Below are 20,144 nucleotides of genomic sequence, written 5' to 3'. Positions count from 1 at the left end.
CCGTCCCCGCCCGGGCCGGTGGGGACGGCCCGCCCACCCAGCGGATACGCAGGTGAAACCCGCGCCGAAACCTTGGTATTGTTGGTCGTGTCGCCGCGGGAGACGTCCTGTGACGGCTCACCTGGTCCGGGTGGCGGAATGGCAGACGCGCTAGCTTGAGGTGCTAGTGCCCTTTATCGGGCGTGGGGGTTCAAGTCCCCCCTCGGACACCTCGTATTTTCCCAGCGAAGTGCTGGTCGGGAGCGATCTCGACCAGCACTTTTCGTTGTGCCGGGTGGTGGGTCGTGGGGGAGTCCGACGGCCCGGTGCGTCTGGTGCTACTGGTCGCCGGGTGTGTGACGCGGCGTGTGCGTCGTGTCGCCGAGGGTGGCGGGCGCCGCCGACCGCTCCTGGTGACTGCCGTAGGGCCGCGTGATGATCTCCATGCCGTGCCCGGCCGGATCCATGAAGTACAGTCCACGCCCACCGTGGTGGTGGTTGATCTCGCCGGGCTGCCTCCTGCCCGGACCCGCGTAGTACGTGATCCCGGCCCCCTGGATACGCGCGAAGGCCGCGTCGAACTCCTCGTCGGACACGAGGAACGCATAGTGCTGCACGGTGATCGACTCCGCTGGGACGGCGGCGAAGTCCAGGGTGACCCCGTTGCCGGTGGCCACGGGAACGAACGGGCCCCATTCGGTCCCGACCTCAAGCCCCAGGATGTGCGCCAGGAACGCGGCTGACTCCCGGTTGTCCCGGGCGTGGATGATGGTGTGGTTCAACTCGACTGACATGTGCGGGATGCCTCCACAAGGCAATCTCCCGGGCACCTCCATGCCTCACCCAGCCGGTGACCGACACGCGATGCCGTGCCCGCGATCCTAGGCCCGGCGCACCGGATCGGTCCACGCGTGCCCGGTGCGGCTACGTCCAGCCGCGTGCCTTGAACCCCCGGTACAGCACCCCCACCAGGCAGACCATGATGGCGATCACCACCGGGTAGGACCACAGCCAGGTCAGCTCGGCATGTGGACGAAGTTCATTCCGTAGATTCCCGCGATCAGCGTGGGCACCGCGACCATGGCCGCCCACGCGGAGATCTTCCGCGTGTCATCGTTCTGACGGACGCCCATTTGCGCCAAGTGTGCGGACAGCACATCCGAGACCAGCCGATCCAGGGCCTCTACGGACTCGTTCGCTCGTTTCAGGTGGTCACTCACGTTCCGGAGGAACGGTCGCGCCTTGTCGTCCATGAACGGCACGACCAGGCCGACCGGCCCGATGCCGGCGAGTTCGTTCACGGCATGCGTGAGCGGGTCGGTGGCCCGGCGGAATTCGGTAGATGGCGCAGTCGGTGATCACGATGACGTACGTACTCCTTTCCGCGCTCCGGCCATCGGTATCGGCACGGTCGCAGCAGCCGCGGACGGCGGCGGCGGACGTCTGTCAGGTGGCGACGATCAGGGTCTGCGGAGCGGCGACCTTCATGCGCATGCGGGTCCAGTCGAGTTGGGCCGTCGTCTCCTGACCGCACTGGTGGGTGAGGTCGATCAGATCGCGGTCGCGGACGGCGCTGGCGGCCTGCCGGATGAGCGTCCAGGTGATGTCGACGAGGTTGGTGAGCTGGTAGAGGTCCTGGAGGTCGCGCAGCAGCCCGGCGGGCCCGTTGCGGACCGACGCCAGCCCTTGGACGTGCAGGCGCTCGGGGGCGGGTTCCTCCGCTGGTGCGTAGCGGTCCAGGACGGGCGCCAGGGCCTGGGCGTGTGCGGTGCACTGGCGAGCGAAGCGGGCGGTGGTCCAGTGCACGTCCGAGTCCGCGCCGTGGCCGTCGGAGACCGTCCGGTAGCTGTCGCCCAGCGTTTCTTCCGTCGTGCGCAGGAAGTGCAGGTAGGTGGTCAGGTGCATGGGGCGTCCTCACTCCCTGCCGGTGGCGTCGAAGGGGTGCACGGGCGCGGAGGCCGTGGTGGTGGGCGCCGGCGCGGGGCCGTCGCCGGGTCCGATCCGTTCGACCGATACGGCGGCGACCTTGAGTTCGGGCTGCTTGGAGACCGGATCCCAGCCGCTGAGGGTGAGCTCGTTGGCGGCGGTCTCCCGGTCACCGTAGTGCCAGGGGGCGAAGACCACGCCCTCGCGGATGTGCGAGATCCGGGCCGGAGCCTCGATGGTGCCCCTGCGGGAGGTGACGCGCACCAGATCGCCCTCCGTGATGCCGAGGCGCTCCGAGTCGGGCTGGGAGATCTCCACCCACATCGCGGGGGCCGCCTCGTTCAGCCGGCGACTCCGTTTCGTCTTGGTGCGGGTGTGCCAGTGGTACACGGTGCGGCCGGTGGTCAGCCGCATCGGGTAGGTCTCGTCGGGTTCCTCGTACGGGTGCTCGTAGGGGACCGTCTTGAGGACGGCCCGGCCGTCGATCTGGCGGGCCCGGTAGGCCAACTCGCCGACCGGGGTGCCGGTCGCCAGGTGGTGGCCGTAGGTCTCGCACCTGTCGACGGCGGTGTTGAAGACCCCGTCGGTGAAGAGCCGTTCGGTGCCGTCCGGGGCGTCCGGCGTGCAGGGCCACTGGATGCCGCCGATGTCGTGAAGCTTCTGGTAGGTCAGACCGGAGTAGTCGCAGGGTCGTCCTGCGCTGGCCGCCTTCCAGGCCTCGAAGGCCTGCTCGGGGGTGTCCCAGGCCGGAATCGGGCGTCCGTCCCGGTCGGCGAGACCCATGCGGCGGGCGTAGTCGGTCCAGATCGCCTGGTCGCCGCGGGCCTGGCCGGGCGGGTCGACGGCCTTCTCCTGTAGGTGCACGGTCCGGTCGACGTTGGTGTAGGTGCCGGTCTTCTCCGCCCACAGCGCCGCCGGCAGCACCACGTCGGCCAGCTCCGTGGTCTCGGTGCGGTAGCCGTCGGAGACCACGACGAAGCACTGGTCGCCGGAGAGAATGCGGCGGATGCGGGCGAGGTCGGGCTGGGACACCGCCGGGTTGGTGCCGGCGATCCACAGGAATCCGACGGAGCCCTGCTCGGCGAAGCGAAGGATGGTGTTGGCGTCGGTGGGGGCGGCCCAGTGCGGGATCACCAGCGGGTCCACGTTCCACAGCTCGGCCAGTTCCCGGACGTGCTCGGGGTTGTCCCAGTTACGAAAGCCCGGAAGGGCGGGGCCGCAGCCGGCCTCCCGGTTGTTCTCGGCCGAGGGCTGCCCGTTCATCTGAAGGATGCCGGCCCCGGGTCGGCCGAGCATGCCGCGTAGCAGGTGGAGGTTGTTGACCTGGCAGGAGGCGGCGGTGGCCTGGTGCGACTGGTAGAAGCCCATCGAGCAGGTCGACACCACCCGCTCGCTCGTGCCGAAGATCTCCGCTGCCGCCCGGATGTCGTCCGCGCGCACCCCGCAGATCCCTGCCGCCCACTCGGGCGTCGCGTCACGGGTGAGGCGGTCGACTTCGTCGAAGCCCACCGTGTGGGCCTGCACATAGGCCTCCTCGATCCAGCCGTGCGCGATCAGCTCGTGCACCAGCGCGTTCATCACCGCGAGGTTGGTGCCGTTGCGGACCGGCAGGTGCACGGTGGCGCGTTCGGCCACCTTCGTGCGTCGCGGGTCCACGCACACCAGCCGAGGCGGGTCGTCCGCGTCGAGGCGGTCGAGCATCCGGGTCCACAGCACGCTCTGGGTCTCGGCGACGTTGTGCCCGAACAGGAACAGGGCGTCACAGCTGTCGATGTCGGTGTAGGAGCCGGGCTGGCCGTCGGAGCCGAAGGACTCCTGGAAGGCGGAGGCCGCCGTGGCGGTGCACAGGCGGGTGTTGCCGTCCATGTGCGGGGTGCCGATGCCGGCCTTGCCGATGACGCAGAGCGTGTAGTACTCCTCGATCAGCAGCTGGCCGGAGGTGTAGAAGGCGTGGCTGAGCGGTCCCTTGGCGTCGAGCAGCGACCGGGAGCGCTCCACCACCTTCTGCATGGCGGTCTCCCAGTCGGTCTCCACCAGCCGGCCGCCCGAACGGATCAGCGGGGCGGTGAGGCGGTCGTGCTGCTGGCCCTGCCATCCGTAGAGGCCCTTGGGGCCGAGCCGGCCGTGATTGACGCGGTCCTCGGCCCGCCCCCGCACGCCGACCATCCGGCCGTCGCGGACGGCCACCTCGAGACCGCACCCGTTCGAGCACAGCAGGCAGGCGCCCCGCACCCACTTCTCCACCTCGGCCTCGGTGACGCCGTCGGCGAGGTACTGGTCCACTCGCTGCGGCCACGAGGTGCCTGAGGTGAAGGGGGTGCGTGGCCCCCAGATGTCCGCGATCCGATCGCCGCGCATGTTCCACCGTCCCTTTCGGTCAGCTGCCGGCTGTCTCACCGGTCGCCGGGTGCTTCGTGTTGGTGCGCCAGGCCCGTTCCTGCCGCCCGCGGGGAGCGGAACGACCTGCCCATGGTGATGGCCACGGCTACCCACGCGGCGAAGCCGATCCAGATTTCCACCCGGGCGATGTCGACCATGAAGTCCAGGCCCGTCACCCGGCCGTAACTCGCGCTCGCCGCGCCGTACATGCCCAGCGGGAAGACCATGCTCCACAGCGTGGGCTCGTATCCCACCGGCTCGCGCTCCACCAGGTGGCGCCGCACTCCGAAGGACAGCAGCAGCGGGATCCACCAGGTGCCGAAGGCCCACAGCAGGAAAGCCAGGCCGGAGACCACGTGCCTGGTCTGCGCGATGACGGGCAGGGAGGCCGGCAGGGCGAGGATGCCGGCCGCGGCGAGCACGCTGATGGCCGTGGCCCCCATGTAGACCCAGTAGGTGGGGCTCAGGGCGTGCGGGGTGACCGGATCGTCGAGGAGGCGGATGGTGACCAGGCCCACCAGCATCAGGTACAGGACCACCCCGACCCCCCAGAGGGCCACCGCCAGCGGGGCGAAGGACGCCGTCAGGTCGGGCTCGGCAGCGGCGATGGCTGCCGCCACGCCGGCCAGTGACTGGGTGCCGACCACCCACATGAACCAGCTGCCGTTGGTCCTGGGCAGCACCGGCTCCCGACGGTGCCCGACCATCATGTCGCCGGGGATGGTGTAGGTGAGCAGCAGCCAGAGCGGGACACTCGCCGCTGCGAGAGCCGCGGTGGCAAGCAGGTGGCCGTCGAGAGCCAGCCGGTTGGCCAGCACGTTGGGAGCGGCGACCAGAGAGAAGTAGCCGAAGGCCTTCCCCGGGTTCCGGGCATCCGTTCGCACCCGCTCGGGGAAGGCGACCGAGCGCCAGGCGTAGGCCACCACGAGCAGGACCAGGGCGGCGGCGGCCACCGCCAGGAGGATGTCGGAGAGCACCTGCCAGCCGAAGAGGCGCAGGCCGGTGGAGACGATGCCGGTCGCCATGACCACGGCGGCGTAGGCCGGATGCAGGTCGGCGATCCCCTGGCGGACGCGGTCCCTCATCGCGTGGTCGCCGCCGTCGGGCGACCCACCGCGCTGGGCCCGGCGTCGCCACGACGCGTCCTGCGCTCCCCGCACGGGTGGAAGGCGTCGTGGCGCCGGCCGGCAACGAGCCCCTGCATCCTGCACAGCCGCACGGTCAATGGTCGTTCTCCTGCTGGTACGGGCGTCGCCAGGGGCTCGGGGGCCGGCGCGCCGAGGCGGCGGTCGTCGCACGTAGTCACTCGCGCACCCGCACGCGCACCCGCACGCGGCCCCACACGCGCACCCCATCAGGGTGTCTCGATATGTCTGTTGCGATATGTCTATAAGGTGTAGATTAGCCATTTTCCCTCGCGGACACGCCAGGGTGCATCGACAGGATCCCCCGTGTCGGGGCCCCGCCCGGGGCGGCGCCGGAGGGAGGGGGCGGCAGGAGAGCGTCAGGCCCCGTCAGGCCTGGAGTGCCACGACCGCCTCGTCCGTGTAGGTGAGGAAGGTCAGCGTCTCGTGGAAGTACAGCTCGATGCTGTGCGCATCGTGGGAGGCGTAGCCGATCGCCAGATCCTGGCCCAGGCGCAGCTCGAAGTCGCCGCCGCGCGTGGACAGGAGGAAGGCACCGCTGAGCGCCGGCGCCCAGATCGGCTTTCCGTCCATGATGCGTGCGAGGTGGGCCGCGACGGGATAGCCGTGGTCGGAGGTCTCGCTGACCGCGGTGTAGGCGTCGGCGCCGAGCAGCAGCGCGTAGGGACCGTCGACGCCGGCCAGCCGAAGCGACGACAGCGCCCGGCTGACGACATCGGGGTACTCGCGCGGTTGTGCCGGGAGAGTCAGGACGGGGTGGGAGGTGCGTGCGCGCAGTCCGTCGATGTGGGCCGCCGCGTACCCGTCGAAGACGGCCCGGTCCTCGGCGAAGGCCATGGCGCGTGCCGCGTCCTTGACCGGCTGCCAGTCGGAGTCCTTCGCGCCGCGTTCCACGTCGTCGACGGCCGCGCGGGTGACGGTGAAAGGCGCCCGCAGCTCCACCACGGGTTGCACGCCGCGCAGGTGTGCCACGACGCCGCTGCCGGGTGGTGCGATCTCGGAGAGGTGTCCCGTCCCGACGGCGGAGAGCGCGGACCCGGCGGCGTCGGGGACGTCGACGACACGGCGACCCGCGATGTGTCGCCGGAACGTGCGGCGAGCTTCTGCCTCGATCTCGTCCCATGCTTCAGGAGTGAGGGGAGCGAGTTCGCGGTGGAGGTTGTTCGTCACCGTGGACGTCACCATGGGCGGTCAGGCTCCTTTCATGCTGCCGATGCTCAGGGAACCGGTACTGCCGGCGGGGTCGGGGGCGGCCGTTTTCAGGTCGTCGAGGAAGTCTGCACTCGGCACGAAGAAGAGGCCGCCGGTCAATGCAGTGGAGAAGTCGAGGATGCGGTCCGTGTTTCCTGGCGGATCGCCGAGGAACATGTTGCGCAACATGCGCTCCGTCACGGCGGGCGTCCGCGCGTAACCGATGAAGTAGGTGCCGAACTCACCTTGGCCGATGTTCCCGAAAGGCATGTTCTCACGCACGATCTTCCGTTCCACGCCGTCTTCGACGACGGTGTTGAGGGCGACGTGGGAGTTGGCCGGCTTGGCCTCGTCGGGAAACTCGACGTCAGCCAGCTTCGTGCGGCCCATGACGCGTTCCTGTTCCTCGGTGGTCAGCGAATCCCAAGCCGTCATGTCGTGGACGTACTTTTGTACGATCACATAACTACCGCCCCGGAAGTCGGGATCCTCGTCGCCGATGAACGCGGCTTCGGATCCGGCGGTCCCGGTGGGGCTGGCCGTTCCGTCGACGAACCCGAGGAGATCGCGTGCGTCGAAGTAGCTGAACCCGTGGACCTCGTCGACGACGCGCACGGCGGCACCCAGTTGATGCCTGATCAGCCGGGCGAGTTCGAAGCAGAGGTCCATGCGCTGGGCGCGCAGGTGGAACAGCAGGTCCCCCGGAGTGGCCGGGGCCGTGTGGCGAGGGCCTTGCAAGGCCTGGAAAGGGTGCAGATCGCGGGGTGGCGTCGTCCCGTCGAAGAGGAGTTGCCATCCGGCCGAGCTGATTCCCACGACACAGGTGAGGCTGTCACGGGGAGCCCGGAAGGCCACGGAGCGCACCAGTCCGGCCAGTCCTTGCAGTGCCTTGCGTACCGTGGCCACGCCGCCGTCGGAGACCGTGGCCACGAGAAACACGGCAGCTCGCGACGGCATGGTGAGGATGGGTTGCGTGGTGACCATGAGCTCCATCCGAACCGCGGGGATGACATGTTTGCGCCACATGAGGTCCTGAGGCTATGACCCTGTGTACCTCCCGTCGCACGCACGGACAAGGCGCGCTCGACCAGCCGGCGTCCAGAACAACCCGACCGGCCCGCCCCGCCCCGGGGCCCGTGTGCATTCGAGGGATACGGCAACTAGCATCGTTGAGGACATGTATTTCCATCGAACCGGGACCAAGGAATCGATTCAGGCCCAAGGACGGTTTGTCATGGCGGACCAGTTTGCAGTCGGAGACCACGTACGGTGGAATTCCGAGGCCGGGTACGTCGAGGGAACGATCATCAAGAAGCACACGGAGGACGTGGCGTACAAGGGGCATATGCACCGGTGCAGCGAGCGGGACCCGCAGTACGAAATCAAGAGCGACAAGACCGATCACATCGCCATGCACAAGGGTGGTGCACTGGCCAAGACGCAACGATGAAAAATGTCGACGGATGGTGCCATGGCGCGGCGGATCTACACGGTGGGACACTCGACGCGCGGATTCGACGAGTTGCTGGCGATGTTGCGGGCGAACGGCATCACCTGCCTGGTCGACGTGCGTTCCTTCCCATCGTCCAGGAAATATCCCCAGTGGAATCAGTCGGCCATCGTCGATGAACTGCCGGCCGACATCGGTTATCGATGGATCAAGAAGCTGGGTGGCCGCAGATACTCCCCGAAGGGTGCGCCGACCGAGAACGGTGCATGGCGAATCAAGGCGTTCCGCGATTACGCGGACTATATGGACAGCCAAGAATTCGAGGACGGTTTGCGTGAATTGCTCGAACTGGCCGAACACGGCCGGCCCGCGATCATGTGCAGCGAGGCCGTACCGTGGCGCTGCCACCGTCGCCTGATTTCCGACGCACTGATCGTCAGGGGCGTGACCGTCTTGAACATCATGTCGATCAGCACGACAAAACCGGCGACGTTGAACGAACACGCATGCTTCAGCGAAGGCCGGCTGACCTATCCGGCAGAGGACTGACGTCGCCATGCGGAGTTACATCGATGACGTGCGGGACGTCGTCGCCTCCATTCCACCAGGGTCCGTTGCGTCCTACGGGGACATCGGCAGACGGATCGACCTGGGGCCGCGCCAGGTGGGTCGGGCGATGGGCCTGCTGGCCGAGGGCGTGCCGTGGTGGCGGGTCGTGCACGCGGACGGGACGCCGGCCTCCTGCCACGGCGGAAGGGCACGGGAGTTCCTGAACGACGAGCACACCCCGATGCGGGGTACCCGCGTGGACATGGAGCGGGCGCGGTACCGATGGGAGCGGCCGGCGTCCGAGTGAGGCCGCGGAAGCCGGGCCCCACCACGTGGCGACCTCGGCCGACTCGGCCGCCTCAGCCGCTCACGACGCAGGCCGAAGAGGCATGATCCAGATGGCGGCGTCGGGCGACCAGCACGGCGACGTCGTCGCGCTGGTCCACGTGCGCCGCCGCGGCCAGGACCCGGTCCGCGGTCCGCCCGGTGCTCAGGCCGTCACGAAGGGCCTGGGCGGCCCGGGTCGCGGCGTACTTCAGCCCGGACTCCAGCGTCACCAACGGGCCTTCGACGGCGCCGTCGGTGACCATGACCAGCGCGGCGTTCTCGTCGAGCGTGAACTCCTCCAGCGGGTAGGCCGCCTCCGGCAGGATCCCCAGCGGCGTACCGCACCGCAGCGGACGGATGTCGTAACCACCGTCGTCGTACGCGCAGACCAGCGGCACATGGCCGGCGCTGGCACCGGTGACCTTCCCGTCACGGGGATCGACGTACAGCATGGTGCACGTCGCGAAGCGTGCCACGTCCATGGTGACGAGCAGCTCGTTGGTGTGCGCCAGCACCGTTCCCGGATCGGGGGCGTGGGCCGCGATCGCGCGCATGGAGGCACGCACCTGCCCCATGAAGGCGGCGGCGTCCACGTCGTGCCCTTGGACGTCTCCGATCACCAGGGCCACCGCGCCGTCGGGCGTTTCGAACGCGTCGTACCAGTCTCCGCCGACGTCCAGTCCGGCACAGCTGCCCTGGTAGCGGGCGGCGATCTGCAAGCCGGGCAACTGCTCGGGCAGGGCGGGGAGCATGCTGTGCTGAACGGCCGTGGCCAGTTCGACCTGGGCCTGCTGGGCCCTGATGCGCTTGAGTGCCTGCCCGGCGAGGTTGGACAGGGTGACCATCAGGGCGCGTTCGTCCGCGGCGAGGCGGTGTGCCCTGTCGTGGAACACCAACCAGGCCCCCAGGGGCTGGTCGCCGGACGGGCTGAGCGGGGTGATCGACAGGGCGGCGTCCCTGCCCAGCCACGGTTCGCTGATGCCCTGCGGCCAGCGCCGTAGGTACTCGGCCCGGTCCGCGATGAACTGCGGCGTGCCGCTGCGGATCGCGTCCAGCAGCGGGGTCGGCGTGTCGAGCGGCACGTTCTGCGCGACATCGGCCAGCGGCAACGGGATCCCGGCATCGGAGGACACGTGCAGGCGGCCGTCGTCGACGAACGCGAGCAGCGCGCCGGCACCGTGGAAGGCCGCGGCGAGGTGGGTCAGGATGACCTGCCGGAGCTCGTCCTCGGTGGTGGCCGCGATCAGGGCCGAGGAGAAGGCGGCGGTCTCGTCCGTGCGCTGCCGCTCCGCGCCCAGCGCGGCCAGCATCCTCTGCTGGTGGGACTCCCGCTGCGTGTCGTCGCGGATCAGCGCGAAGAGGCGTTCCGATCCGTCGTGTCCCAGCTGGATCCGACGGGTCTGGCAGGTGAGGTGGCGCCAGTCGCCATGCTCGGTGCGGAACCGCAGCCTGGCCCACGGGGACTGGGCGGAGTCCGGGTTCAACAACTCCTCCAGCGCCTGCCGGTCCGCTTCGTGGATGTGCTCGGTCACCCACGACAGGGGCAGCGGGTTCACGGGGAAGAGCGCGCTCAGGCGGGGAGCCCCGCCGTGCCATTCGAACTGGCCGTCCCGCGGCGCGTAGGTGCACAGACCGAGGTCCGCAGCCTGGGCCGCCATCCGGAACGGGATCAGCAGGCCACCGAGATCGTCACGCATGTCCCGGGTACGTACCCACACCTCCTGCCGGCCGCCCGTGTGGGTCACCGCCCGCGCTTCGACCAGGCAGATCACGGGCGCCCTGCCGGCGCCGGGGAACTCCAGCACCCGCATCGCGAGCCGCTTCGTCGCGGCGGTGTGCGCCACCAGGTCACCGATCGCGACGCCCTGGCGATCGGGCAGCAGATCCGCTGCGCGGCGCCCCATGCAGTCCTCGGCCGGGCAGTCCAGAATCGCGACCATGGCGCCGTTCAGCGAGCGGACCGTCCCGTCCAGGGCGACCAGAGCCGACGGCTCCGCCCTGCGAAGGAACTGGTCCGTGTTGTCCATGACCACCCCCGACCACTGCTACTTATGCAGTAATATGCGCTATTTTATCCCGGCGGTGGAATCGACGCCACCGGCATGGCAACGCGCGGCTCGCGGAAGGGCGAGGCAAGGCGGGGCAAGGCGTGACGCCGCAGCGCAGCGCGACACGCCGCCGCGCGGCGCGGCGCATGCGCTGCGCGGCCGTGGCCTTCCCGGCTGCGCGAGCCGCCGTGCCGCTGACCCCGGCGGCGACGACAGGTGATGTCCGATAACCGCTGGCGCCGGCGCCGGCGCCGGGCCGACCGTGGATCATGTGATCGAGATACCGGAAGCGCTCGCGGCCATGGAGAGCCGGGACCGACGCTTCGACGGACAGTTCTTCGTGGCCGTGGCCACGACCCGGATCTACTGCCGGCCGAGTTGCCCCTCTCCCATGCCCAAGGCGTGCAACCTGAGGGTGTTTCCCTCGACGGCCGCTGCTCAGCAGGCGGGCTACCGGGCCTGCCGCCGCTGCCTGCCCGATGCCGCCCCGGGCTCCCCCGACTGGGACGTGCGCGCCGACGTGGCGGGGCGGGCGATGCGGTTGATCGCCGCCGGCACCGTCGACCGCGAGGGTGTGGGCGGGCTCGCCCGGCGGCTCGGCTACAGCGAGCGCCAGCTGCACCGGCACCTCGTCGCCGCGCTGGGTGCCGGAGCCCAACAGCTGGCCCGGGCCCAGCGGGTGCACACCGCCCGCCTGTTGCTTCAGTCGACCCGGTTGACCGTCACCGAGGTGGCCTTCGCCTCGGGGTTCGCCAGCATCCGCCAGCTCAACGAGACGGTCCGCCAGGTGTACGGCGCGACACCGACCGCGTTGCGCGCCGCGGCGGGCGGCGCTGCGACTCCGGGCGAAGAGGGACTGATCTCCCTGAAACTGGCGTACCGGCCGCCGTTGGCCGCCGGCGCGTTGTTCGGTTTCCTCGCCGAACGAGCCGTGCCCGGGTTGGAGGAGGGAAGCGACCGGTACCACCGCCGTGCGCTCTGCCTGCCGTACGGCACGGGCGTGGCGACGCTGCGCGATGCCGGCGGGCACGTCGACGCGGAACTGCGCCTGACGACGCTGCGCGACCTGCCGCCGGCCGTGCAGCACTGCCGCACGCTGCTCGACCTGGATGCCGATCCCGCCGAGATCGACGGTGCGTTGGCCCGTGATGCGCTGCTGGCTCCGTTGGTCACGGCCCGCCCCGGGCTGCGCGCCCCCGGCCACGCCGGCTCCCAGGAAGCCGCCGTGCGCGCGGTTCTGGAGGCGGACCTGGGTGCCGAAGGGGGGCGCGAGGCGGCCCATCGGCTCGTCGAGCGGTACGGCGTGCCGCTGCCGGAGCCGGTGGGCACGGTCACCCGCGCCTTTCCGGCGACGGAGCGGCTGGCGGTCGCCACGGACGCGGGCGGCGCCGGTCTGCCGCCGGCGAGCTGGGCCACCGTGCGGGCGCTGGCGACCGCGCTGGCCACCGGGGCGGTCCGGCTCGATCCCGGCGCCGACCGCGCGGAGGCGCAGCGCACCTTGCGAGCCGTGCCGGGTGTCACCCCGGCGGTGGCAGCGCACATCCGGATGCGTGCCCTGCACGACCCGGACGTCCCCCTGGTCCGGGACACCGACCTGACCTGGTGCGTCGCCTCCCGGACGGTCGGCTGGGCGCCCGATGGCTTCGGGCACCGGTCGGACGCGTGGCGGCCGTACCGCTCCTACGCCCACCACCATCTGCGGGCGGCCCGCACCGCCGCCCCCATGGGCCGGACCGGGGCGTCGGGACAGGGGACCGGGGCGCCGGGAGAGGGGGCGGAAGCGTGCGCGGTTACCTGACGGTGCTGGCCGGCCGGGACTTCCGCCGGCTCTGGCTGGGCGCCTCGATCTCGCTGGTCGGGGACGGTATGACCGCCGTCGCCCTGTCCTGGCTGGTGCTGGACCAGCCGGGCGGAGTGGGCCGGCTGGGCTGGCTGGGCTTCTGGTACACCGCCCCGGTGCTGGTGGGCGGATGGCTGGTGGGGCCGCTGCTGGACCGTTTCGACAAACGGCACGTGCTGGCGGCCGACAGCCTGCTGCGCGGTGCCTCGGTGGCGACGGTCCCGGTCGGGCACGCGCTGGGCGGGGTGCCCGACTGGCTGCCGTTCCTCGTCGCGGCGTGCTACGGGCTGCTGAAGATGGCGCCCCTGGCGGGAGTGCCGGCCGCGATCCCCGAGCTGGTCGACGCCGAGGACCTCGACGCCGCCAACGCCCTGGAGTCGATCGCTTACGCGGTGTCCGGCATCGTCGGCTTCTCCGCGTCCGGTGCGCTGGTGAGCATGCTCGGCGCGCCGTGGGTGCTTGCCGTGGACGCGGCCACCTTCTGGTGCTTCGCGCTGTGCGTGCTCGGCGTTCGCCGGCCGCTGGCGCCCCGCCGGGACACGCCCGGCGACCAGCCAGGGCCCCGCGCCCGGGACCGCCGTCTGACCGCACTCCTGCGCGATCCGGCGGTGCTGCACACCACGCTGGCCTTCATGGCCTTCAACGTCGCCGAGGGCGCGTTGGTGCTGGTCGCCGCGCCGTGGTTGGCCAAGGAGCGATTGCCCGGCGGTCCGGCCACGCTGGCCCTGCTGCTGGCGGGACTGTCCGCGGGGGAGCTCATCGGCGGACTCGTGGCCGGCACCTGGCGGCCCGAGGTCGCCCGGGTGCGGGCCATCGCGGCGGCGCAGCTCACTGCCGCGGTGGGTTTCCTCGCCGTGCTCGCCACCGGGCACCGGCTGGTGGTCGCCGCCGGCTTCACCGTCATAGGCGCGCTGGGGGTGCTGATGACGGTGTGGGCCCAGTCGTTGCGCATGGAGCGCGTTCCCGCCGAGCTGCGCGGCCAGGCCTTCGCCGCGCTGCGCACCCTGATGCAGGCGACCCCACCGCTCGGCTCGCTGGTCGCCGCTCCGCTGCTGGCCCGCAGCCAGCTCACGTTCGCGGCGCTCGCGATGGCCGCGCTCGCCGGCCTGCCCGCGCTGACGCTCCTCACCGGCCGCGCAACGGCACCCGCACCTGCACCCGCACCCGACGGCACGGCGTCCGCGGCGGACGGCGGGGCGGCGCTCATCGGAGACGAGGCTCCTTGAGCCACTTCCGGGCGTCGCGCGTGGGGCGGCGCGAGAACTCGGCCACCCCGAATCCGGGGGATCACCGCACGCCGTCACCCGCCCCGTCGGACTGTCCCTCCTGCCCGGGGCAGCCCGGGTTGTCCACGACCATGCCGTCGAGCAGGACCTTGGGGTGCACCTTGACCAGGGGGACGATCAGGTCGCTGCCGAACAGGTCGAGGTCGTACAGGCACAGGCCCGCCCAGGAGCGGAGCGCGAGCCGGCGGGTCGCGCGGTCCTCGTACCGGACGAGGTCGTGGACGAAGGCGGGGGACCCAGAGGACGGGCCCAGCTCATGTCGGCGGCGAGCCGGCCCAGCGGCGCGCCGCCCGGCGCGGGGCCCCGCGCGGGCGACCCGGGCGGTGCGTCCGGCGGGATCGACGGGATCGACGGGTCCGACGGCCTCGGCGGGACGGGGGGATCCGGCGGCCGGCCGCAGCCGAGTGCGCCGTCCCGCAGCCAGCCCTCGGGGGTGACGACGTGCAGCTCGTCGGCGTTGTCGACGTGCCCGACCAGCAGGTCTCGGCAGGCCGGCCGGTCTCGTCGGCGGCGAGCAGCAGGCAGGGTACGCCGTCCCGCAGGCCCGCAACGAGGAACGGCGCCAGCAGCCGGTCCCGGTCGCCACCCCGGAAGAGGACGCAGACGTGGTCGCCCGCGGCCGGCGGCACCGCCTCCGCCACGGCCGGGGGCGCCTGCCCGGATGCCGTCAACCGGTCCTCCGCCCTCATCCCGTCCTCCGCCGCCATCGTGTCCTCCGCTCACGGCGGGCCGCCCAGGACCTCCCAGACCCGGGCGGCGACGTGCAGGTTCAACCGGCTGTCCACGTCGCGGAGGTCGGTGCCGCCGATCTCGCGGATGCGTTGCAGCCGGTACCGCAGGGTGCTGCGATGGATGGCCAGGGCGGCGGCTGTGGCGTCGTAGCGGCCCCCGCACTCCAGGTACTGGAACAGCGTCTGCACCAGGTCGGAGTGGTGCGACGCGTCGTAGTCCAGGAGCGGGCCGAGCCATTCGGACGAACCGCTCGGTGTCGGCGCGGTCGCCGCCCGGTCCGAGGATGCGGTACAGGCCCAGCTCGTCGAAGGCGGTGCCGCCGTGCGGCGCGCGGGACCGCCGGCGGACCTCAAGGGCCCGCAGCGCCTGCTGATAGGACCGCGGGAGGTCGGCCGGCGTCCCGCACCGGCCGCCCACCCCGATCGCCACCGCGGCGGAGCCGAGTTCCCGGACCATGGCCTCGTACAGGGCCGTCGGCCGCGGGCTGCCCGCGAGCACCAGCACGGCCATGTCGTGCCGGCAGGTCAGCAGGGCCGGCATCCGCAGGCCCGCGACCGCCCGGCCGACCGCCTGGGCGACCGCCTCGTCGGCGGTCCCGCCCGCCCACCGCACGGCCGCGAGGTGGTGCACGCCGTGCAGATCGTGGCCGACGGCGGCGCGGGTGTACGCGCTCTCCTCGTCGGCGCCGTGGACCAGGTCGTCCACCAGTTCCCGCCGCAGCCGCAACTCCACGTCGGCCAGGCTGCGCTGATGGGCCAGCTCCTGGGCGAGCACGGAACTCGCCTGGTCGAGGGTGAATCCGTCCCGCCACCCGGCACCGTCCTCGGCACCCACCAGGGCGAGGGCGCCCAGCACCTCGCCGCGGTGCCGGGCCACGGCGATCAGCCGCTGGCCCATCCGTACCGGCCGCATCCGACGCGCCGCCTCCTGGAGGAGGTCCTCGTGCTGCGCCGCGTCCGGTTTCGGGTACGGCTCGGGTCGCCCAGGACCCTGCCAGGCTCACCGAGAAGTCCCAGGAGGCCCTCCAGGAGGCGCAGACCATCGCCGGGCGCCTCAACCAGACCGAGGTCGACGGCGAGCACCTGCTGCTCGCCCTGCTCGAACAGCCGGAGGGCCTGCTCCCGCGGCTCTGTGACCAGGCGGGCACCGACGCCGAGGCCCTGAGGACCGCCGTCCGGGAGGACCTCGCCCGCCGACCCAAGGTGACCGGACCGGGCGCCACACCCGGCCAGGTGTACGTCACCCAACGACTGGCGCGGGTGCTGGACGCCGCCGAGCAGGAGGCCAAGCGGTTGAAGGACGAGTACGTGTCCGTGGAGACCTCACCCTGGCGCTCGCGGCCGAGGGGTCCAGGACCGCGGCGGGCCGTCTGCTGAAGGAGCACGGGCTGACCGGTCATGGGCGAGCTACGAAGCCATTTCAGGTCCGAGTTCCTGAACCGGGTGGACGACGTGGTGCTGTTCAAGCCGCTGGCCCGCGAGCAGATCCAGCGCATCGTCGAGTTGCAGTTCGACGACCTGCGCCGGCGGCTGGCCGAGCGGCAGATCACGGTCGAGCTGACCGAGGCGGCCCGTGAACACATCGCCGAGCAGGGGTTCGACCGGGTCTACGGCGCCCGGCCGTTGCGCCGCTACATCTCGCACGAGGTCGAGACGCTCGTCGGCCGGGCGCTGATCCGCGGCGATGTGCACGACGGGACGACGATCCGGGTGGACGAGCAGGACGGCGAGCTGGTCGTGACCTACGACGAGCCGTCACAGCCCGAGCTGGGAAGGGCCGCGTGAGCCCGAGGCGTGGAGGCATCGGCGGCTGCTCGGGTGAAAGGGGAGGAGAATTCACTCTATTCATGAATTAAACAGGGCATATTCTGCCGTCATGGGTGCAGAGGGTGAGCCGGGACCGCGGCGGAGGACGGGCAGAGCCACCGGACCGGTTCTGGATCCCCGGGTGGGCTCCACGGGCGGGCCTGGAGCCGGCGGGTCCACCTTCACGGTGATCGTGGCGGCGGCCGCCAATTGCGGTGTCGCACTCGCCAAGGCCGTCGCCGGCATCATCAGCGGTTCCAGCGCCATGCTGTCCGAGGCCGGGCATTCGGTCGCCGACACCGTCACCGAGGTGCTCCTGCTGGTGGCACTCAAACGCAGCAAGAAGCCCGCGGACGAGGACCACCCTCTCGGATACGGGCCCGAGCGGTACATCTGGGCGCTGCTCGCCTCCGTCGCCACCTTCGTCGGCGGTGGCGTCTTCGCCGTCTACGACGGCATTCACGCCCTGACGCACGGCGAGAAGCCCGGCAACCCCCTGATCTCCTACATCGTGCTCGTCCTCGCCTTCGTACTGGAGGGGTGGTCCCTGCGTACCGGCCTCAACCAGGCCACGGGGAGGGCGGAGCACCTCCGGGTCCCCATTCTTCGGTATCTCCAGCACACGCCCGACACGGCCGTCAAAGCCGTGGTCATGGAGGACACGGCAGCCCTCACCGGTCTGGTGCTGGCCGCCCTGGGGCTCCTCGGCGGCCAACTCACGGGGTCCGGCGTGTTCGACGGCATCGCCTCGATCCTCATCGGACTCCTCCTCGTCCTCGTCGCATGGGTGCTGGGGCGCTCCAACACCGACCTGCTCATCGGCCGCGCACTGCCGGCACACGCCCGGGACGCCGTGCGCCGGGAGCTGACGGGCATTCGGCAGATCGACAGCGTCCTGGAGCTCACGACCCTGGTACAGGGGCCGGGAGAGGTGCTCATCGCCGCGAAGGTCGACTTCTCCGGCATCTCCACGTCCGACGAGATCGAATGGGCCTGCGAGGAGGCGGAATCCCGGCTCCGCGACCTCTTTCCGGCGGTCAGACGCGTCTACCTGGACCCGACACCGCCCCGTCACCACGGCCAGGCCTGACCGGCGGGCCAGAGGTCGGTCGGTGGTGTCGGAGCCGTACGACGATGCCCTTGGAGGTGGGTTGGTTACTGGTCTCAGCCACGCTGTCGAGGGGGACGAGCGGCTGGACCTCCGGATAGTAGGCGGCAGCGCAGCCGCGGGCCGTGGGGTAGGGGACGACCTCGAACGCGTCGACGCGGCGTTCGACGTCGTCGTGCCAGACGCCGATGATGTCGACGAGCTGGCCTTCGCCGACGCCGAGGTCGGCCATGTCGTCCGGGTTGACCAGGATGACGGTGCGGCGTCCGTGGAGCCCGCGGTAGCGGTCGTTCTCGGTGTAGGGGATGGTGTTCCACTGGTCGTGGGAGCGCATGCTCTGAAGGACGAGGTGTCCGGCGGGGGCACGTGACATGTCCCAGGCGTTGCAGGTGAACATGGCCTTGCCGGTGGCCGTGGCGAACACGCCTTCGTTGACGGGGTTGGGGAGCTTGATGCCGCCGGGGCGGGAGACACGGCGGTTGAAGTCGAAGAACCCCGGCACGATGCGCGAGACACGGTCGCGGATGTTTCCGTAGTCGGCTTCGAATGCGCGCCAGGGGATGGTGACCCTGTCACCGAGCGTGCGCTCGGCGAGTCGGCACAGGATCGCGACTTCGCTCAGCAGAAGGCGAGAGGCCGGCGGGAGTCTGCCGAAGGAGGTGTGAACCTCGCTGGAGGTGTTCTCGACGGTGACGAACTGCTCCCCGTTGGCTTGCACGTCGATCTCGGTTCGTCCCAGGCAGGGCAGGATGAGCGCGGTCTCCCCGGTGACGGTGTGGGCCTTGCTGAGCTTGGTGGAGATCTGCGCGGTCAGGCGGCAGCGCCGCATCGCACCGTCCGTGGTGCCGGTGTCGGGTGCCGCACGCACGAAGTTCCCGGCCAAGGACAGGAACACCTTGATGCGGCCTTCGCTCATCGCCCTGATGGCATTGACGGAGTCAAGGCCATGATGGCGTGGCGGGTCGAACCCGAACTCGGCCCGGAGGGCGTCGAGGAATGTGTCGGGCATGCGCTCCCACACGCCCATGGTGCGGTCGCCCTGGACGTTGCTGTGACCGCGCACGGGGCAGGCGCCGGAGCCGGCGCGTCCGAGATTGCCGCGGAGCATGAGGAAGTTGATGAACTCGCGGACGGTCGGCACGCCGTGGCGTTGCTGCGTGATGCCCATGGCCCAGCAGACGATGACGCGTTCGGCACGGAGGACGTGGTCGGCGACCTCTTCGATCTGGCGTCGGGTGAGTTGGGTGGCGACCAGGATGTCGTCCCAGGCGATGCCGCGGGCGTGTGCGGCGAATTCCTCGAAGCCGGAGGTGCGGGAGTCGATGAAGTCGTGGTCGAGGACGGTGCCGGGAGCGGCGTCCTCGGCCTCCAGGAGCAGTCGGTTGATGCCCTGGAACAGGGCGAGGTCGCCGCCACTGCGAATATGGAGGAAAAGGTCGGAGATCCTGGTTCCCGGGCCGATCACGCCGCGGAGGTTCTGGGGATTCCTGAATCTGAGCAGCCCCGCCTCGGGCAGCGTGTTGACGGAGATGATCCTTCCGCCGTTGCCTTTGCACTGCTCCAGCGCGGACAGCTGGCGCGGATGGTTCGTCGCCGGGTTCTGCCCCACCAGAAAGACCAGGTCGGCCCGGTAGAAGTCGTGCAGGCTCACCGTGCCCTTGCCGGTGCCCAGGGTCTCGTGCAGGGCGAAACCGCTGGTCTCGTGGCACATGTTGCTACAGTCGGGCAGGTTGTTCGTACCGTAGGCGCGGGCGAAGAGCTGCAACACGAAGGCCGCCTCGTTGCTGGCGCGCCCGGAGGTGTAGAAGACGGCCTCGTCCGGGGAGTCCAGCGACTTCAGCTCTTCGGCGATCAGGCCGAGCGCATCGTGCCAGCTGATCGGCGCGTAGTGGTCCGAGCCCGGTCGCTTGACCATCGGCTCGGTGAGCCGCCCCTGCTGGTTCAACCACAGATCCGACTGCCGGTTCAGCTCGGAGACCGGGTGGGTGCGGAAGAAGTCGCGGGTGATCCGCCGTCCGGTCGCCTCGTCGTTGATGTGCTTGGCGCCGTTCTCGCAGTACTCGTTCCTGTGCCGGTCACCCGGCGCCGGATCCGACCACGCACAACCCGGGCAGTCGATCCCGCCGACCTGGTTCATGGCCAACAGGGTCTTGGCCGTGGTGCGGACCGTCGCCTCGTCGAGGGAGTACTCCAGCGCGTGAGTCACCGCGGGCACGCCCGTCGCCCACTTCTTGGGCGGCGTCACCGTCAGCCGTTCGTCGGGCTCGTGCTTCGGCGCCTTCTTCATCGGCCATCCCTCTCGCGGTAGGGCATGGAATGTTCAGGTGCCCTACGGCACTCATGCCCTGATGCCCGCAGGTCGGATGCCTGCCATCAGAG

General features: G+C 70.7%; 16 protein-coding genes, 1 tRNA gene and 3 pseudogenes. 9 read left to right on the top strand and 11 right to left on the bottom strand.

The window, feature by feature from the left end; translation table 11 throughout:
• The first annotated feature begins 124 nt into the window (after window positions 1-124).
• Window positions 125-209 (top strand) — tRNA-Leu (locus tag NQO67_RS15965).
• A 108-nt stretch (window positions 210-317) separates the two neighbouring features.
• On the opposite strand, the gene NQO67_RS15960 is transcribed toward NQO67_RS15965, so the two are convergent.
• From NQO67_RS15960 to NQO67_RS15930, 7 genes and pseudogenes are all read right to left on the bottom strand, one after another.
• On the bottom strand, window positions 318-773 hold the full coding sequence (locus tag NQO67_RS15960; RefSeq protein WP_255950639.1) for a VOC family protein: 456 nt from the start codon (window positions 771-773) through the stop codon (window positions 318-320).
• A gap of 130 nt (window positions 774-903) precedes the next feature.
• Window positions 904-1,316, bottom strand: a pseudogene (locus NQO67_RS15955) (CorA family divalent cation transporter); the annotation flags it as partial.
• A 109-nt stretch (window positions 1,317-1,425) separates the two neighbouring features.
• On the bottom strand, window positions 1,426-1,884 hold the full coding sequence (locus NQO67_RS15950) for a hypothetical protein (RefSeq protein WP_255950638.1): 459 nt from the start codon (window positions 1,882-1,884) through the stop codon (window positions 1,426-1,428).
• Between the two features lie 9 nt (window positions 1,885-1,893).
• On the bottom strand, window positions 1,894-4,263 hold the full coding sequence (locus tag NQO67_RS15945) for a molybdopterin oxidoreductase family protein (RefSeq protein ID WP_255950637.1): 2,370 nt from the start codon (window positions 4,261-4,263) through the stop codon (window positions 1,894-1,896).
• A gap of 35 nt (window positions 4,264-4,298) precedes the next feature.
• Entirely contained in the window at window positions 4,299-5,369 is a 1,071-nt protein-coding gene (locus NQO67_RS15940; protein ID WP_255950636.1) for a tellurite resistance/C4-dicarboxylate transporter family protein, read from the bottom strand.
• Window positions 5,370-5,798: 429 nt separating this feature from the next.
• Window positions 5,799-6,614: a family 1 encapsulin nanocompartment shell protein gene (locus tag NQO67_RS15935; RefSeq protein WP_255950635.1), complete on the bottom strand. Its 816-nt coding sequence runs from the start codon at window positions 6,612-6,614 to the stop codon at window positions 5,799-5,801.
• A gap of 6 nt (window positions 6,615-6,620) precedes the next feature.
• Window positions 6,621-7,604: a Dyp-type peroxidase gene (locus NQO67_RS15930; RefSeq protein WP_255950634.1), complete on the bottom strand. Its 984-nt coding sequence runs from the start codon at window positions 7,602-7,604 to the stop codon at window positions 6,621-6,623.
• 250 nt (window positions 7,605-7,854) lie between these two features.
• On the opposite strand from NQO67_RS15930, the gene NQO67_RS15925 reads away from it, so the two are divergent.
• Genes NQO67_RS15925 through NQO67_RS15915 form a run of 3 tightly spaced genes read left to right on the top strand, consistent with a single transcriptional unit; the run spans window position 7,855 to window position 8,926 of the window.
• Complete coding sequence (locus NQO67_RS15925) at window positions 7,855-8,070, top strand: hypervirulence associated TUDOR domain-containing protein (RefSeq protein WP_255950633.1); 216 nt, start codon at window positions 7,855-7,857, stop codon at window positions 8,068-8,070.
• Between the two features lie 21 nt (window positions 8,071-8,091).
• Window positions 8,092-8,619, top strand: a complete 528-nt coding sequence (locus NQO67_RS15920; protein ID WP_255950632.1) for a DUF488 domain-containing protein — start codon at window positions 8,092-8,094, stop codon at window positions 8,617-8,619.
• A gap of 7 nt (window positions 8,620-8,626) precedes the next feature.
• Window positions 8,627-8,926, top strand: a complete 300-nt coding sequence (locus NQO67_RS15915; protein ID WP_255950631.1) for an MGMT family protein — start codon at window positions 8,627-8,629, stop codon at window positions 8,924-8,926.
• 52 nt (window positions 8,927-8,978) lie between these two features.
• Here NQO67_RS15915 and NQO67_RS15910 read toward each other — a convergent pair whose 3' ends face one another.
• Window positions 8,979-10,973 (bottom strand): SpoIIE family protein phosphatase, encoded by a 1,995-nt coding sequence (locus NQO67_RS15910; protein WP_255950630.1) that lies wholly within the window; start codon window positions 10,971-10,973, stop codon window positions 8,979-8,981.
• Window positions 10,974-11,265: 292 nt separating this feature from the next.
• Between NQO67_RS15910 and NQO67_RS15905 the strand changes: the two genes are divergently transcribed.
• Both NQO67_RS15905 and NQO67_RS15900 read left to right on the top strand, forming a co-directional pair.
• Window positions 11,266-12,792, top strand: coding sequence for a DNA-3-methyladenine glycosylase 2 family protein (locus tag NQO67_RS15905; RefSeq protein ID WP_308295668.1), 1,527 nt, complete (start codon window positions 11,266-11,268; stop codon window positions 12,790-12,792).
• A complete protein-coding gene (locus tag NQO67_RS15900; protein ID WP_255950629.1) occupies window positions 12,777-14,060 on the top strand; it encodes an MFS transporter in 1,284 nt (427 codons plus the stop codon). The genes NQO67_RS15905 and NQO67_RS15900 overlap by 16 nt, the downstream gene beginning before the upstream one ends.
• Window positions 14,061-14,839: 779 nt before the next feature.
• On the opposite strand, the gene NQO67_RS43820 is transcribed toward NQO67_RS15900, so the two are convergent.
• Both NQO67_RS43820 and NQO67_RS15885 read right to left on the bottom strand, forming a co-directional pair.
• A complete protein-coding gene (locus NQO67_RS43820; protein ID WP_305125866.1) occupies window positions 14,840-15,205 on the bottom strand; it encodes a PucR family transcriptional regulator in 366 nt (121 codons plus the stop codon).
• 52 nt (window positions 15,206-15,257) lie between these two features.
• Window positions 15,258-15,749, bottom strand: a pseudogene (locus NQO67_RS15885) (transcriptional regulator); the annotation flags it as partial.
• Here NQO67_RS15885 and NQO67_RS44865 point away from each other — a divergent pair.
• The 3 genes and pseudogenes from NQO67_RS44865 (at window position 15,650) to NQO67_RS15870 (ending at window position 17,747) form a co-directional block, all read left to right on the top strand.
• Window positions 15,650-16,228 carry a Clp protease N-terminal domain-containing protein gene (locus NQO67_RS44865; RefSeq protein ID WP_508493640.1) on the top strand — a complete coding sequence of 193 codons (579 nt, stop codon included), beginning with the start codon at window positions 15,650-15,652 and terminating at the stop codon, window positions 16,226-16,228. The pseudogene NQO67_RS15885 and the gene NQO67_RS44865 overlap by 100 nt on opposite strands.
• 18 nt (window positions 16,229-16,246) lie before the next feature.
• Window positions 16,247-16,636: pseudogene (locus NQO67_RS15875) on the top strand (ClpB D2-like domain containing protein); the annotation flags it as partial.
• Between the two features lie 91 nt (window positions 16,637-16,727).
• Entirely contained in the window at window positions 16,728-17,747 is a 1,020-nt protein-coding gene (locus NQO67_RS15870) for a cation diffusion facilitator family transporter (protein WP_305125865.1), read from the top strand.
• Here the strand turns inward: NQO67_RS15870 and NQO67_RS15865 are convergent.
• Window positions 17,695-20,052: an FdhF/YdeP family oxidoreductase gene (locus NQO67_RS15865; RefSeq protein ID WP_255950624.1), complete on the bottom strand. Its 2,358-nt coding sequence runs from the start codon at window positions 20,050-20,052 to the stop codon at window positions 17,695-17,697. The genes NQO67_RS15870 and NQO67_RS15865 overlap by 53 nt on opposite strands.
• Between the last annotated feature and the right edge of the window lie 92 nt (window positions 20,053-20,144).

This window comes from Streptomyces odontomachi (assembly GCF_024435355.1).
Classification (GTDB): Bacteria; Actinomycetota; Actinomycetes; order Streptomycetales; family Streptomycetaceae; genus Streptomyces; species Streptomyces odontomachi.
The sequence above is the reverse complement of the archived record's forward strand: the minus strand, read 5'-3'. Positions and strand labels throughout refer to the sequence as shown.

Excerpts from the sequence above, each read along its gene's own strand:
- NQO67_RS15940 (WP_255950636.1), bottom strand. The coding sequence starts at position 5,369 with ATGAGGGACCGCGTCCGCCAGGGGATCGCCGACCTGCATCCGGCCTAC.
- NQO67_RS15915 (WP_255950631.1), top strand. The coding sequence starts at position 8,627 with ATGCGGAGTTACATCGATGACGTGCGGGACGTCGTCGCCTCCATTCCA.
- NQO67_RS15950 (WP_255950638.1), bottom strand. The coding sequence starts at position 1,884 with ATGCACCTGACCACCTACCTGCACTTCCTGCGCACGACGGAAGAAACG.
- NQO67_RS15925 (WP_255950633.1), top strand. The coding sequence starts at position 7,855 with ATGGCGGACCAGTTTGCAGTCGGAGACCACGTACGGTGGAATTCCGAG.
- NQO67_RS15920 (WP_255950632.1), top strand. The coding sequence starts at position 8,092 with ATGGCGCGGCGGATCTACACGGTGGGACACTCGACGCGCGGATTCGAC.
- NQO67_RS15865 (WP_255950624.1), bottom strand. The coding sequence starts at position 20,052 with ATGAAGAAGGCGCCGAAGCACGAGCCCGACGAACGGCTGACGGTGACG.
- NQO67_RS15910 (WP_255950630.1), bottom strand. The coding sequence starts at position 10,973 with ATGGACAACACGGACCAGTTCCTTCGCAGGGCGGAGCCGTCGGCTCTG.
- NQO67_RS15870 (WP_305125865.1), top strand. The coding sequence starts at position 16,728 with ATGGGTGCAGAGGGTGAGCCGGGACCGCGGCGGAGGACGGGCAGAGCC.
- NQO67_RS15935 (WP_255950635.1), bottom strand. The coding sequence starts at position 6,614 with ATGGTGACGTCCACGGTGACGAACAACCTCCACCGCGAACTCGCTCCC.
- NQO67_RS15930 (WP_255950634.1), bottom strand. The coding sequence starts at position 7,604 with ATGGTCACCACGCAACCCATCCTCACCATGCCGTCGCGAGCTGCCGTG.
- NQO67_RS15960 (WP_255950639.1), bottom strand. The coding sequence starts at position 773 with ATGTCAGTCGAGTTGAACCACACCATCATCCACGCCCGGGACAACCGG.
- NQO67_RS15945 (WP_255950637.1), bottom strand. The coding sequence starts at position 4,263 with ATGCGCGGCGATCGGATCGCGGACATCTGGGGGCCACGCACCCCCTTC.